Annotated in this window: 14 protein-coding genes; 3 read left to right on the forward strand and 11 right to left on the reverse strand. The window is 46.5% G+C overall.

What is annotated here, in order from left to right:
- Window positions 1–66: 66 nt before the first annotated feature.
- Window positions 67–780: a photosystem II biogenesis protein Psp29 gene (gene psb29, locus D0A37_RS22195; RefSeq protein ID WP_242725698.1), complete on the forward strand. Its 714-nt coding sequence runs from the start codon at window positions 67–69 to the stop codon at window positions 778–780.
- A gap of 240 nt (window positions 781–1,020) precedes the next feature.
- Here psb29 and D0A37_RS22200 read toward each other — a convergent pair whose 3' ends face one another.
- The 10 genes from D0A37_RS22200 to D0A37_RS22245 form a co-directional block, all read right to left on the reverse strand.
- A complete protein-coding gene (locus D0A37_RS22200) occupies window positions 1,021–1,557 on the reverse strand; it encodes a late competence development ComFB family protein (protein WP_242717595.1) in 537 nt (178 codons plus the stop codon).
- Between the two features lie 207 nt (window positions 1,558–1,764).
- Window positions 1,765–2,706, reverse strand: a complete 942-nt coding sequence (locus tag D0A37_RS22205; protein WP_242717597.1) for a M23 family metallopeptidase — start codon at window positions 2,704–2,706, stop codon at window positions 1,765–1,767.
- An 858-nt stretch (window positions 2,707–3,564) separates the two neighbouring features.
- Window positions 3,565–3,792 carry a hypothetical protein gene (locus tag D0A37_RS22210; RefSeq protein WP_242717599.1) on the reverse strand — a complete coding sequence of 76 codons (228 nt, stop codon included), beginning with the start codon at window positions 3,790–3,792 and terminating at the stop codon, window positions 3,565–3,567.
- Window positions 3,793–3,844: 52 nt separating this feature from the next.
- Window positions 3,845–5,371, reverse strand: a complete 1,527-nt coding sequence (locus D0A37_RS22215) for a phosphomannomutase/phosphoglucomutase (RefSeq protein WP_242717601.1) — start codon at window positions 5,369–5,371, stop codon at window positions 3,845–3,847.
- 332 nt (window positions 5,372–5,703) lie between these two features.
- Window positions 5,704–6,609 (reverse strand): D-hexose-6-phosphate mutarotase, encoded by a 906-nt coding sequence (locus D0A37_RS22220; protein ID WP_242717603.1) that lies wholly within the window; start codon window positions 6,607–6,609, stop codon window positions 5,704–5,706.
- 28 nt (window positions 6,610–6,637) lie between these two features.
- On the reverse strand, window positions 6,638–6,931 hold the full coding sequence (locus D0A37_RS22225) for a hypothetical protein (protein WP_242717605.1): 294 nt from the start codon (window positions 6,929–6,931) through the stop codon (window positions 6,638–6,640).
- Between the two features lie 64 nt (window positions 6,932–6,995).
- Window positions 6,996–7,733: an SDR family oxidoreductase gene (locus D0A37_RS22230; RefSeq protein WP_242717607.1), complete on the reverse strand. Its 738-nt coding sequence runs from the start codon at window positions 7,731–7,733 to the stop codon at window positions 6,996–6,998.
- Between the two features lie 59 nt (window positions 7,734–7,792).
- The gene (locus D0A37_RS22235; protein ID WP_242717609.1) at window positions 7,793–8,854 is read right to left on the reverse strand and encodes an NADH:flavin oxidoreductase/NADH oxidase; all 1,062 of its coding nucleotides are present in this window, start codon (window positions 8,852–8,854) and stop codon (window positions 7,793–7,795) included.
- A gap of 35 nt (window positions 8,855–8,889) precedes the next feature.
- Complete coding sequence (locus D0A37_RS22240) at window positions 8,890–9,039, reverse strand: hypothetical protein (RefSeq protein WP_445242557.1); 150 nt, start codon at window positions 9,037–9,039, stop codon at window positions 8,890–8,892.
- Window positions 9,040–9,416: 377 nt separating this feature from the next.
- A complete protein-coding gene (locus D0A37_RS22245) occupies window positions 9,417–10,511 on the reverse strand; it encodes an acyltransferase family protein (RefSeq protein WP_242717611.1) in 1,095 nt (364 codons plus the stop codon).
- A 121-nt stretch (window positions 10,512–10,632) separates the two neighbouring features.
- Here D0A37_RS22245 and D0A37_RS22250 point away from each other — a divergent pair, with 121 nt between their 5' ends.
- Window positions 10,633–12,948, forward strand: coding sequence for a cation:proton antiporter domain-containing protein (locus D0A37_RS22250; protein ID WP_242717613.1), 2,316 nt, complete (start codon window positions 10,633–10,635; stop codon window positions 12,946–12,948).
- A 140-nt stretch (window positions 12,949–13,088) separates the two neighbouring features.
- Here the strand turns inward: D0A37_RS22250 and D0A37_RS22255 are convergent, their stop codons facing one another.
- Window positions 13,089–13,301, reverse strand: coding sequence for an Hfq-related RNA-binding protein (locus D0A37_RS22255; protein ID WP_242717615.1), 213 nt, complete (start codon window positions 13,299–13,301; stop codon window positions 13,089–13,091).
- Between the two features lie 312 nt (window positions 13,302–13,613).
- Between D0A37_RS22255 and dapF the strand changes: the two genes are divergently transcribed.
- The gene (gene dapF / locus D0A37_RS22260) at window positions 13,614–14,456 is read left to right on the forward strand and encodes a diaminopimelate epimerase (RefSeq protein ID WP_242717616.1); all 843 of its coding nucleotides are present in this window, start codon (window positions 13,614–13,616) and stop codon (window positions 14,454–14,456) included.
- The last annotated feature ends 149 nt before the right edge of the window (window positions 14,457–14,605 follow it).

Consider the following 14,605-nt stretch of genomic DNA (forward strand, 5'->3'; position numbering starts at 1 on the left):
CCCCGACTTTACTCACGCCGCGCTGGCACGCCCGCTACGGCAAAATTATTTATCTATAAGACTCAGGTGAACAATAACCGTACTGTTTCAGATACTAAGCGAAGTTTCTATACGATTCACACTCGACCGATCAACTCAATTTACCGTCGAGTGGTGGAAGAGTTGATGGTAGAAATGCACTTGCTTTCGGCGAATGCCGATTTTCAATACGACCCGATTTATGCTTTGGGTGTAGTCACAGCTTTCGATCGATTCATGCTTGGGTACGCCCCAGAAGCAGACAGAGTTTCGATTTTTAACGCTTTGTGCAAGTCCCTAGAAGACGATCCAGAGCGCTACAAGCAAGACGCTCAGCGATTGGAAAGCTTGGCAGATAGACTTTCCGGGCAAGAGTTGCTCTCGTGGATCGATCGCTCGACCAGCTATGGAGATACAGCAGATTTGCAAGCGTCTTTAGGGGCGATCGCCAGCAACCCTCAATTTAAGTACAGCCGCTTGTTCGCGATCGGTTTGTTCTCGCTATTAGAAAAAGCTGACCCTAATTTGGTAAAAGACCAAGAAACGCGAAACAACGCGATCGCCAAAGTCAGCGCGGCATTGCACCTCCCAGAAGACAAAGTTAGCAAAGATTTAGATTTGTACCGCAGCAATTTGGAAAAAATGGCTCAAGCGCGAATAGTGCTTCAAGATGTCATCCAAGCGGAACGGAAAAAACGCGAAAAGCGAGAAACACAAGTTATCGCTGGCCCTTCGGCAGACTCTTCTGACAGCAACAATTAATCGTTTGAGGGAAGAAGGAAGAGGGAAGGAGGAAGAGGGAAGAAGGAAGAGGGGATTTTTTATTTGATGTAACAAATAAAGAAAACTCTTAAATTTTAATTTTTTTTCTTGAATTCTGGCTTCGGTCTTGTGCCTTCTGGCTTCGGTCTTCAGATGAATCTTGCTGACTCAGAAACTAAAAATCCCGCTTTCTGAATTGAGCGGGATCGACTTAATCAAAATAGAGGTGTTGGGGTGGTACTAAGGCTGTGGCTCAAAATTAGTGGCGTTGGCTTGCAGCCAAGTGCTTAGCTGTGAAAGAACTTCGTTTCCCGAAGACTTGCCCAAAGCTGTGGGGTTTGGGGTGTCAGGGCGATCCAAGTTGCGGGCGATCGCTGCGTTGACTTCTTTGGAAATCAAATCGTGAAGTTGCTCTTTAGCCCTAGCCCTTTGAAAGTGAGCTCCCTCTTCCGTCGTAGCGTACAGAGGTGGCAGCCTATTTAAAGCATAAGCTGCAATATCTCCCACATCCAGACTTAGGTCGCTCGTCGCCTCAATTTCGGCCACCCTAGCGATCGCCTCGCTCAGCACCAATTCTTCCATCACGTTGATGAACTGTTTGCGTGGCAGAACCACAACTTCGCCAGTCAACAAAGATCCCATCAGACGATCGAGAGCCATGTACTCTTCGATCGACAATTCCGAAGCCGTATTGCAGATCCGTCCCACCTCAGCTTCCATAGACGGCGTTAAATAGCCATCCTGCAAAGCCTGTTCAACAATTTTTTCAATACTCATATATGCGTCCCCACTCAACGGCATCATCAATAAAGTTTTGTTAAGACGCGATTGTTAGCGTCTTGAGATTCGAGTTTGGAGGGTTGAGTTGAGAAATTTTATACAAATCCTAACTCAATACTGATAACCCATAAAGTTATCTGCACACCCCCGCCACAAACTTACCCCATAATTGACTGATAAATCCGTCAAAACCTGTAAAAACTCCTACTCAACTCCCTGAAGCCGCCAAGGTACAGGATCGACGGACTGCCCATGCACGTAAAGTCCCCAATGTAGGTGAGGGCCTGTAGAAGCCCCTGTTGACCCTAGAGTACCAATTACTTGACCAGCTTTCACCACATCGCCCTCCTTGACCTCAATCCGGCTGAGGTGCATCAAAATACTTGCTACCCCCTGACCGTGGTCGATACCAACCACGTTCCCGTGAATTTTGAAGCCTTGCGATTCGCGTCCCACTAGAGACACGCGACCTGCTGCTGGTGCGACTACAGGGGAACCGTAAGCACCCGCGTAATCAACGCCGCGATGGTAGTAGTCTTGAGCAAATACCCCATTATAATAACGTCGCACCCCATAAATAGTAGTAATTTCGCCGGAGTTGGGGCGCAACAATTTGCCATCCCAAAATTTTTCGGGTGTCACCAATGCTTTAAATGCGTCTACGCGATCGAATTCGGCATCTGTACCTTCGCTGTCTTTCCCAGGCGGTAGCCAGATAGATTGAGTGGGAAAATTGCGCGATCGAACTTGTACGCTCAATTTCTGCACTTGTCCGTCACCTGCGACTTGAAGAAGGCGGGCACCGGGTTTCTCTAGCGGCGTCGTCGGTAGCAAGGCCCGAAAGCGGCCGTTGCCGATGGGAAACGCGGGGTAGTTTTTTTGCTGTAGAGACACTTTGGGATTTTCCCCGCCGTTACCATCAACCTGAATTATTACTGACAGGGTATCTCCCAGTTGGGGATTTTGCGGCGTCACAACTACCTGCAAAGCTTGTACCGGCAGGGCAAAACTTAGAAGGCCAGCAACAATTCCCCCGATCGAACTGGCGGTTAGCTTGTTGGCTTTCAACTGCCCCCACCGCAAAATCCGACCTGTAATTATTTCCGTACTTAGCCCGCAATTGTCTCGATTTACAGTCATTACCATCACTAGCTGTCCTTAACCTTTCTCTCGCTGAGATATTTTCAACTATCTAGACTAACTATAGCAATCCTCAATCGGTCGATAGAAACAGCCCTAGGTAAAAAGCTTGGGAAACTCAAAAATTTGGATAGGACATCAATTCCGATTATATCGGAATGATTAAACCACAGAGGACGCAGAGAAGACAGAGGAAGGGAAGAGAGATGAATAATTCCGATGAAGGGCGGATTTGATATAAGAGACTAACTTAAATAAATACTTAACTTCAGGTGATAATAATCATAAAAATTACCGCAGTCCCAGAAGGCAAGCCCGCTTGAGCCAGACTCTCACACTACTGTTTACAACACAAATCCACGAGAGGCGAAGTTTTAACATATAGCAATCCTCGCATCATTTGTGAGTTTCTTACTTTCTCAGAGCGGGTTCGGGGAGGGTTGGGTGGGGTAAAAAATTTACTACTCCTGCAAGGATTGCTATAAACACTCTTCATCTATAAGCGGATGGGATTATATTTTATCGGGCTACGGTTGAATAACTTTTAAAAATTACTATTAGTTTTATTTCGCTGTTTTTACCAATTTTTTTTTAACTTGTCGGCTGTTAAATTAATTATTTCTTAGCCGTTCACTTTTCTAAAAATTCGTCGCAATCTCTAAGCTAATCCGCCTTTAAATTGGATAGTAAAATAAATTTTAACTTTTGTGACGTGGACAGGATGCCCGCGCTCAACACCCAACTTAAACGCACAACAGCTTACTTATTGTAGCCGGATTATAGTATTAATTACCAAGTTTTTAATCTCACATCTAAAATGGTAGGAGATAAAAATAGAGAAGGGCTATAATCTATCACCTAGAATTATAGAGATTCAAAGGTACCGGTGAAGCCATTTAAGGTTAAGCATTCTTCTATAAATTCCTCTACCTCATTCACATCCTCAAGCTGATATTCCATGATGCGTTGAGCATCACCTTTCATCTTTTTGGAAGAAAGAAGCGTGGCAGGATATTTGGCAGCAATCGCTTTGAAAGTTTTGGAATGGATCTCCCAGCTTTCAGCAGAACATTTTATGGTTAAACGCCACATAATTAAATTACTCCTTGGGTTTGGTTTACTAATAGTCTGACGACAGTGAAAGTTAGCTCAATAGTGCCGACAAATCAAGGGATTCTGTTGTTTGGAAAAAAGTTAAAAGCCGAGCCACTATGTGAGCGACACCACCCTTAACATTCGACTCCACATTCAAAGGCATTACGGGATCGTGGAGTGATAAGCGTAACAGAAACCAGCCGGATTCGCTAGCTGAGGTGCAGGAAATTCGCAAACCTTCGTAGTTATTGGGAACTATTTTCCAGTCTGCTTGGGTTGAGACAAATTCTTGCAGTTGTTCAATAACGCGCTCGCCGTGAGCCTTGAAATCATCTACACCAAGTTTAATCCTAAATTCTGCACTTTCTTCGGGTTCTTTTAAATTCGCAATTAAATCTGGCAAAGATTGATTTGCTAGCTTTGACTTAGCCAATTCAATCAATAATTTGCTGACCAAATAAGCGCCATCATCCAAAAAGTAATTTTCTTTCAAAGCTCCATGTCCAGAGGTTTCAATCGCCAGCCATGATTCCTGTCCGGCTTCATTGAGGCGAATCGACTCGTCAATCACATTTTTGTAGCCTCGTTTAAAGCGATGGTGAATCCCTTTTAGATCCTGTTCGATGAATTGTGTCAAGCCATCGGAGGTGATAGAATCGGTAACAATGGTAGAGCCTGGATGTTCTTTTAAGACGATCGCAGAAATCAAGGCAATTAAGCGATTGCGATTGAGTTCCTTGCCCACTTGATCGACGGCTGCGCTGCGATCGACATCGGTATCAAAAATAATCCCAAAATCAGCTTGGTGTTCAATTACCGCTTGACCAATTGACTGCATTGCCTGTTTATCTTCGGGATTTGGCACATGATTCGGGAAAGTACCATCTGGTTCTAAAAACTGACTGCCCGTAGTGTCTGCACCTAAAGGTTTTAAGACTTTATCAACATAAAAACCGCCAGCACCATTGCCTGCATCCACAACAATTTTTAGTCCTGTTAGTGGTTCCTCAAAATTATCGGGATGATTGACTGATTCCCTAATCTTGGTGACAAATTGGTTAGCATAAACTGAGATAAAATCATGCTTTGTAATCTTACCGGGCGAGGCGGCTGGCTCAAAGTAATTGCTTTGGGCTAGTGTTAAGATATCTGTAATATCCTGCTTTTGTAACCCACCTTTGGCCGTGAAAAACTTTAAGCCATTTCGATTAAATGGCAAATGGCTAGCAGTGAGCATAATCGCGCCGTTGCAATCAAAACCAGGGGTAATGGTACTCATAAACATGGCGGGGGTGGAGGCCATTTCAAAGTCGTACACGGTTGCACCAACTGAGACGATTCCCTCCATGACTGCTTGCATTAAGGTTGGCCCTGATAGGCGACTGTCACGCCCGATCGCGATCGTTAATTCTGCCGCTGGCTTATTGACTTTTTGCACCAGCCAACTGACAAAGGATTTACCTAAGATTGTCGCAATTTCGGGCGTTAGGTTGACTGTTTCATTGGGAACGCCTTCGAGGGCGATACCGCGAATGTCTGAGCCATTTTGAAGTTTTGTCCAGTTGAAGATTTGCATAATAATTGATGGTAAGTAAAAAGATCGGAGTCGGCGCTTGAAACCGATCATACAAAGTTTTTTCTGTGGCTATACGGTTCGAGTCAGCTTAGCCGAACGTCTTTCGCGGACTCAGAAATAAACAGGGGAGAAATTGGGGATTTGGTATTATTAGTCATTAGGGTGACAGAGTTTTTCAATTCAATCAGCTAATCGGCATTTAAGTTGTATTTAAAGAAACAATCCCAGTCTTGTGGATGGGATTTCAGCTACGCCAAAAATATCCAATTGAAATGTTGAACAGCTTACTGAGAATTTTTGCCCCATCACCGCTAAGATTAAGCTCTAATTCCTTAGTCGCGTTCAACGCTGTAAATTGCCTGCAAGCGGAACTCACCATGAGGGGGAACTTCCACAATATCTGTAGCTGCATTGGTCGTTTCTACGCAGAGTAAACGCTGATAATCTGCATCATCAAGGTCGGCCATATTTGCAGAAATTGTCACCCAGGGATTCCACACTACGACGGATTTACTACCAGACGATTTAATGCGAATCCGGCGATTGAGGGCGCTATCGTCAATGACTAATTCATTGGTGACATCCAGATAAATGCGATCGACTTCACCTGTTACTACCACTGCACCCACTTGAGTTTTTTCCACACCACCATCAGCTTTATCAAGATACTGGCTATTTTCTAAGCCTAAAACCTGCACGCGGTTGATATCGCCGACTTGGAAATAGGTGTGCAAAGCTTGGGTGAGGGGAAATGCTTTGTCGCCTAGATTGCGGGTGATTAATTCTACAGTGAGGCTGGTGCCGATCGTAATTGCGATCGCCAGTTCAAAGGCTTGGGGCCAAATTGCTCTAGTTTCATCGGTATCCTTGAGTCCTAGAGTGACTTGGGTTGCGCCATCTGGGGTTGTGGCGGTTTCGAGCACATTCCAGAGGCGATTCCGCACAAACCCATGACTCGGACGCCCCAAGGCTTCGGGATCTGGGCCAAACCAGGGCCAACAGATGGGTATACCGCCTTTGATGGCTTTCCCTTCGGCGTAGTAGGCTTTGTCGCTGACGAACATCAAGTCTGTGGCTTCGGTGGCTGGTTGAAAGGAGAGCACTTGACCGGAATACACAGAAATTAAGGCTTTGGCTTGACCGTTGTCGATGTGAATCATCGGGAAACCACCGTTTCCGGTGGCGAAGGTGAGGTGGCCGGCAATGCCGTAGTCTGTGTTTAATTGGTCAATACTCATGCTTTTGGCTCGGTGAATTGCTTTACAATTATCCGATATTATGGTTGCGATATTGATTAGATTGTTGGGTTTGACGGGGGAAGGTGCGATCGACACAACCATGCCCTCCGACAAACAGATTGGAAGTGCCAACTGATCGCGAGGGGATGTGCGATCGAACCCACCGACGCGCCTTGCGGAGTTCTTCGTAAGCAAGCTGATCCTGTTTAGCAGCGAGCTCGTTGAGGATGGGATGCCCCGATCGCCAGCTTCGGGCCAAACTATGAATCAGCAGTAACGGCTTACCTGTGCAACCTCGAATGTAGTGCTTTTCACCAGCCATTCGGTCTCCAGTTCAGCCGTTAGGTTAAATTCAGTTGAGTCGATCGACTCTCAAGCGCGCAACTTCACAACTCCTGACGAGTCGGACGGATGATCATTTCGTTGACATCCACATCACCGGGCTGCTCAATGGCATAGGCAATCGCCCGGGCGATCGCATCCGCATCAATGGCGACTGAATACAACTGATCCACCCCTGATGCCGTATCACCATGAGTGATGGTACTGGTTAACTCAGTCGCAACCGCACCGGGTGAAATGTTGGTAGAACGAATTTCACCGTTTGACTCCAGCCGCAGCCCTTCGGAAATCGCTCGCACCGCATATTTGGTAGCACAGTAAACTGCCCCCGCCGGAAATACTTTGTGTCCTGCAACAGATGACAAGTTGATTACGTGGCCAGACTTCTGTTGGCGCATAGTCGGCAGCACTGCTGCGATGCCGTAAAGTACGCCTTTAATGTTGACATCAATCATTTGATCCCACTCATCGACCTTAATCTGGTCAAGGGGAGACAGTGGCATTAAACCCGCATTGTTGACCAGCACATCAATGCGTCCATAGGTTTCAAGGGTTGCGTCCGCCAATGCTTGCACTTGGGCGCGATCGGCAACATCGGTGACTCGATAGGCAACGGTGCCACCTGTTTTTTCGATTGCAGCCACCAAGTCCTTGAGTCTATCTTCGCGGCGGGCAGCAAGCATCAGTTTGGCTCCGCTGGCGGCTAAACGATGAGCGGTGGCTTCACCTAAACCGCTACTTGCTCCTGTAATGATGACAACTTTGTTTTGAATTTCAGACATATTCACTCCTGTTAATTGATTAAATCGGCTCACCTAAAATCGATCGCAAATTCGCTTAATTACCAAGCGCGATCGTATTGAATTGGAGCAGGCACGGATTGACGTAGTTGCTTCGCAGCCCGCATCGGCCAATAAGGATCGCGCAGCAGTTCTCTGGCAAGTAATACCATATCTGCTTGACCTGTACGGATGATGTGATCGGCTTGGGCGGGTGCAGTAATCATACCAACTGCTCCGGTGGCGATGTTCGCGGAGCGTCGAATGCTCTCAGCAAAGGTAGTTTGATAACCTGCACCCGTCGGAATCTTTTCACCCGGTACAATTGCGCCTGAAGAACAATCGATTAAATCAACGCCCAGTGACTTTAATTTATAGCTGAGTACAATACTTTGTTCAATGTCCCAACCATTTGGAACCCAATCGGTTGCAGAGATGCGAACCCAAAGCGGTGTTTGATCCGGCAAAACATTTCGCACCGCTTCTACGACTTCACATAAAAACCGGATGCGATTCTCAAAAGTGCCACCATAGTCATCAGTCCGTTGATTGCTCAAGGGAGACATAAATTCATGCAGTAGGTAGCCGTGAGCGGCATGAATCTCTATTACGTCAAATCCGGCTTCGAGGGCGCGTTGAGCTGCGTTGACAAAGGATGCCGTCAACTTTTGAATGTCTTCGATACTCAGAGCGACTGGGGCGGGGCTATCGGGAGCAAATGGAATGGCGCTAGGGGCGATCGAAGTCCATCCTCCGTGAGATTCCGAAAGCACATCCCCGCCATCCCACGGAGGTGCTGTACTGGCTTTTCGACCTGCATGAGCAAGTTGAATTCCAGCAACCGCACCGTTGCTGTGAATTAACTCGACGATTCGCGCCAACATTTCAATGTGAGCATCTTGCCAGATTCCCAAATCTTGCGGCGTAATTCGTCCTTCAGGCTCTACTGCCGCTGCTTCAGTCATGACAAGCCCTGCCCCTCCTACGGCTCGACTGACGAGATGAACCAGATGCCAATCATTCGCGAATCCATCAACGCTTGAATATTGACACATGGGAGAAACTGCAATGCGATTGCGGAAGCTAACGCCACGTTGATCGAAGGGCTCAAATAAATGCGGCATGGTTGTAAACCCGTGAGTTATAAAATGCACAGATGTCAAGTACAGACTTTCTTGACACTGGGAAGTTGACTGACTTCATTCCACCAAGTCCGCAGTTTCGGAGTTTGAGCGATCGTTGCTTCGTACTCTGGGGTCTGCGATAGGCAGGTGAAGACCGGAATTAGGTAGAAATCGGCCCTACTCAGTTCGTGACCGAGCTAATACGGGTGTTTTACACTTAGGGACTCGATCGCCTCTAGCGCAGTCTTTACAGGTGCTACGGCAGCTTTCACCTAATTCTCGTCAGTTTGACTTTCCTGGCTGGACACAATCAGACGTTCAATGGCAATTGACTCGATCGCCAGTGCATAGAGATGGCTGTGCATAATCCCCATAATCTGGGGCATCCGAGGGCTTGTCACTATAGAGTTCAAATATCTCAACTGAGTGGGTTTTTGAGGAATAAAATCACAGTTTAGGCTTGGGAGTCCGAAACTAACAATAACCCGTTAGAAGGAGATTAATTTCACAGCAGACAGTATCCGAATTCTTAGCTTCCAAGGGTGGCTAACCTTCGGATTTTTTAAATTCCGCCTTGTACTTTGGGACGAAACATTTTTTCAACAATATTTTTCCGCAGAAAAACTGTTAATGGTTTTTCTATCAGAGAGTAGAATATACAACCGAAAACTACGGCGAACAATGCCAGTAGAGCCGGAGCAAAGAAACCGTCAAAATATTTTCCTAAATTCGCCTTTTGCAGAATTTTTGTACTTGCTGAAATCAGCGGCCCGTGGGTTAAAAATATCGAGTATGAGGCATCTCCCAAGAAAATTAAAAAAGCAGGAAGTTTTGGGGAATCCTTGAGGTCTATGGAAGTGGCAGCAATGATTAACAAAGCTGCTAGCACTGCAAAAGTAGTGACGCGCTCCAAGTCTGTGTTTCCCCATGCGACGAACATTCCTAAAATAACATATCCTACATTTGCTATTCCAAATAATATCCACCTGTACTTGCTGATCTTATTATTATATTTAATCACAATATAGGCAGCCAAGCAGCCCAAAACAAATTCTAGATTCATATTGCCAAATACTTGATTTAGCAAGAAAAAAGATTTGGGAAAGTTTATAAGTTTACAAGAATTTAAAATCGTTACCAATAACCAAGCCGAAAGTATAGGCGCAGAATGTTTGGGTTTCAGCCAAATAGCTATGCTGAATAATATATAAAAATATATTTCGTAAATTAAAGTCCAACCTACATCGAGAATGGGCTTGTCCTTTTGAGGAATCAAGAGCAGCGACAAAATTAGCTGTCCCAAACTTAAATCTTTATTGTTAGCAAAACCGGGAATTACGAGAAAGAAACACAAAACTGTTAGAGTAATTATCCAGTAGATGGGGTAAATTCGCACGCCACGTTTGACTAAAAACGATTTTAACTGGTCTTTTTTACCGATCGCCGATCGGTGAACGTACACCATAATAAAACCGCTCAATACAAAAAAGTAATCAACACCGCTCCACCCAGCCTGAAATAAATTAAAAAAAGTAACTTGATTTAATCTCTCGGCGCTCATCTCGTTGAGGTGAAACATTACCACTAATACAGCCGCAATCCCTCGATAAACTTGCAAGAGGTTAAGCTTTTTGTGAGGAGTTGAACTCTGTGCCATGAGAAAATACCTGGGTCAAGGGTGGCCGTTGTGCTGGTTTCTCAACTATAGTCAACCCACTAAACATAATCAACACATTAGACACTATAATAATATAACTTTATATTTTTTTCATAAAGTTGTGCAAGAAGACTTCCGACTGATCGTTGACTTAGTTGTAGTTCTCGCTGCTGCCGCAGCAGGAGGACTCTTTGCATCGCTGTTGCGACAGCCGGTAATTCTCGGCTACCTGCTGGGAGGGATCGTAATTGGGCCGGCAGGTTTGGGGCTGATTAAAAAATTAATTCAGGTAGACACCCTGGCTGAATTCGGGGTTGCCTTTCTGTTATTTGCCTTGGGAGTGGAATTTTCTTTCGCCGAACTCCAGAAAGTTAAAACCATTAGTTTGGGCGGGGGGGGCTTGCAAATTGTACTGACGATCGCCATTACTACTGCAATTTCCTTGGCTGTAGGCTGGGTAGAATCCCCCGCTCAAGGCGTGTTTTTAGGAGCGATTCTGTCGCTTTCTTCGACAGCAGTTGTACTGAAATGCTTGATGGAGCGCAATGAAGGCGGTACTTCCCACGGTCAAGTCATGCTGGGAATATTAGTAGTTCAAGATTTGGCCTTGGGGCTAATGCTAGCAGTTTTGCCGGCACTCAATCAGCCAGCAGAAGAGATCGGCATGACGGTAGCGTGGGCCCTGCTGCGGATCGGGTTATTTGCTGTCGGTGCTGTAGTCGCGGGCATTTGGCTCGTACCCCAGTTGCTGCGCTACCTGGCGAAAACAGAAAGCCGCGAACTGTTTTTGCTGGGAGTTGTGGTTTTGGCTTTAGGGATTGCGCTACTGACAGAATATTTGGGTTTTTCGATCGAGATGGGCGCATTTGTGGCGGGTTTAATGATTTCGGAGGTGGAATATGCCGACCAAACTCTAACTTACGTCGAGCCTTTGCGAGATATTTTTGCATCCTTATTTTTTGTCACCATCGGAATGTTAATCGACCCGGTGTTTCTGTGGAACCATCTAGAAGTAATTCTGGGACTGGTATTTATAGTATTTGTCGGCAAATTCTTGATCATCGCGCCGATCGTCCGACTATTTGGCTATCCGTTAAAAACAGCATTAATCACAGGTTTGGGCTTAGCTCAAATAGGAGAATTCTCCTTTGTACTCGCTAGTTCCGGCCAAGTTATGGGGCTGGTTTCGCGGGACGTTTACCTGTTAATTTTAGGAACGACGGCAGTCACCCTCGTGCTGACTCCGTTTGTGTTGAGAAGCGTGCCACAGTTATTGAAATGGGCGGAAAATTTCGGGCCTTTGCAGCGCTATTTTGACGAAACATCTCAACCTGTAGCAATAGCTGAAAATTTGCCGGAACAAAATTATGTTGTGGTTTGTGGCTACGGGCGAGTCGGCAGAATTTTAGTCAAAATGCTGCAAAGCCGCAACTGTTCAGTTGTGGTGATCGACGAGTCAGAAAGTAGAATTCAAGAGTGCAGAATGCAGGGAATTCCTTACATTTACGGGAATGCTGCTAGCTTGCACGTATTGGAAGCCGCCCGGGTGGAACGGGCAAAAGCAATGGCGATCGCCCTTCCCGATCCCATGAGCACTCGCTTGTGTCTGAAGCGGGCTTTAGAATTAGTCCCGGATTTGGATATTGTGGTGCGCGCCAACCAAGATAAAGACATCGAACTGCTTTACCAACTGGGGGCGTGGGAAGTCGTGCAGCCGGAGTTTGAGGCGAGTTTAGAACTGTCTGCCCACTTGTTAGCTAGTATTGGCATCTCGGCAATGGCGATCGGGCGGGAAGTGCAGCAAATTCGCAGCAGCCGCTATCTGGAATTGCGGCCACCGCGCGAACCTTTGGCGATTTCGCGGGATTTGAAAGTGGCGGTTCGAGATATGAACAGCGAGTGGTACAGCTTGCCGTCGGGTTCTCCCATCGCCAGCATGACTCTGGAAGAAACTAACCTGCGCCAGTTGACAGGCGTTAGCGTGATGGCGATCGTCCGCGAGAATGGCGAGGAAATTGATTATCCCAACGGGAAGACAGCTTTGCAGTCGGGCGATCGACTTTTTGTAGTGGGAGAACCGGAAGAACTCATCAGTTTTGAGTTGCTGGCGAAGGGGGAAGTTGCAGTGCCGCAGGGCGACAGTTCTTGCCAGTGGCTGAGGTTGCCAGCAAACAGCCCTTGGGCGGGCAAAAAACTGTCAGAGGTAGATGTGCTGGCCCAGTACGGGGTGCAGGTTCGGGCGATCCGCCGGGAAGGGAAATTTACTCGCTGGCCCGACGGAACTACGAATTTGCAAGAAGGCGATCGTTTGCTGCTGTGTGGCGGCTTCTACGAGCTCGGCTTGATGCAGCGGACGGCCTCACCACCGGTGCCGCAACCTGCTTTAAAGCTGCCTTTGGTCAAGGCCCAAGTCATCGAAAAGCTGTTTAGCGATTAGGGAAGGAAGAGGGAAGAAGGAAGAGGGAAGAAGGAAGAAGGAAGAGGGAAGAAGGAAGAGGGAAGAGGGAAGAAGGAAGAGGGAAGAGGGAAGAGGGAAGATTTGTTCCACTGTCTCCCTCTCCCACTCTCCCCGTCTCCTCAGCCGTTGGGTTTGAGATAAGCAATTGCTGGCCGCGAGATCAGAATTTGTGTTTCTGAGGCATCGACGAGGCAAATGCAGCTATTATCCTGCCAAAAAATTCTACCCGCTAGTGAGTCGCCGGTCAGGAGTTTGATCTCCACCTGTTGTTTGTCTTTGATGTAGCTTTGTATTAAGCGAACGCTGGGCAATCCGGTTTCAAATTCAGACATAGTTCAGAAAAATATAGTCAAATATTACCTTAAACCATATTCTTCTGTTTATACCGTTTAACCGATACTGGCGCAATTACAAGCGCCTCTACTGGATGAGAGAGAAACCCCTTGGCCGCTACTTTTCGACGGATATTCAGTGAGCCATTGACATCAGCATTAATTAGATATCCCTGGCGAGTTATAAAAATTATATTTGTTTATATTTTACTAGAAAGGACTATAAATTGCATAAAGTTTTATAATAGTGGGAAATGGGTAATTTGGTCATCAAATTATCTAATCAGTTTTAACCAAAAGAGGTTTGTTTTTATGCCGATCGAGTTTGCGAAGTATCACGGACTGGGAAATGATTTTATTCTGATTGACAACCGCCACTCGTCAGAACCGGTGATCACGCCAGAACAAGCTGTGGATTTGTGCGATCGACATTTCGGGATTGGCGCAGACGGTGTGATATTTGCTCTTCCGGGTCAAAACGACACTGATTATACGATGCGGATTTTTAACTCCGATGGTTCGGAACCGGAAATGTGCGGCAACGGGATTCGCTGTTTGGCTAAGTTTATCGCCGATTTGGAAGGGTCACAGGCGAAAACTCAGTACCGCCTCCACACTCTGGCTGGTGTGATTAGCCCGGAATTGCGATCGGACGGTCAGGTGAAGGTGGATATGGGGGTTCCCCGGCTGCTGGCTGCGGAAATTCCGACAACTTTGGCTGCAGCGGATGCCAAAGCTATAGATGTGCCGATCGAAGTTGCTGATAAATCTTGGTCTGTTACCTGTGTCAGCATGGGTAATCCTCACTGCATTACGTTTGTAGAGGATGTTGCGGCTATTGCTTTAGAAACTGTCGGGCCTCAATTCGAGCACAACAAAGCATTCCCGCAGCGTACCAATACGGAATTTATTGAAGTGGTACGTTCGGACTATGTAAAAATGCGGGTGTGGGAAAGAGGCGCGGGTGTTACTCTAGCTTGTGGGACTGGTGCTTGTGCTGCTGTGGTAGCTGGGGTGTTGGTAGGGAAGTGCGATCGGGCAACTGCGGTTGAGCTCCCCGGTGGCGTTTTGGAAATCGAATGGGCAGAAGTTTCTGGACGGATTTACATGACTGGGCCGGCACAGCGAGTATTTACTGGTTGTATTAGTGATTAGTGATTAGTCATCAGTCATCAGTCATCAGTCAGAAGGTTTTTTTGGTGGAATTCACAAACAATAAAAATTATTGACTTCCAAATTTTTATTGAATTCTGACCAAGGCCTTCGGCCTTCACAAATTATTGACTGCCGACTGAAGACTGAAG

Source organism: Microcoleus vaginatus HSN003, assembly GCF_022701255.1.
GTDB lineage: Bacteria > Cyanobacteriota > Cyanobacteriia > Cyanobacteriales > Microcoleaceae > Microcoleus > Microcoleus vaginatus_B.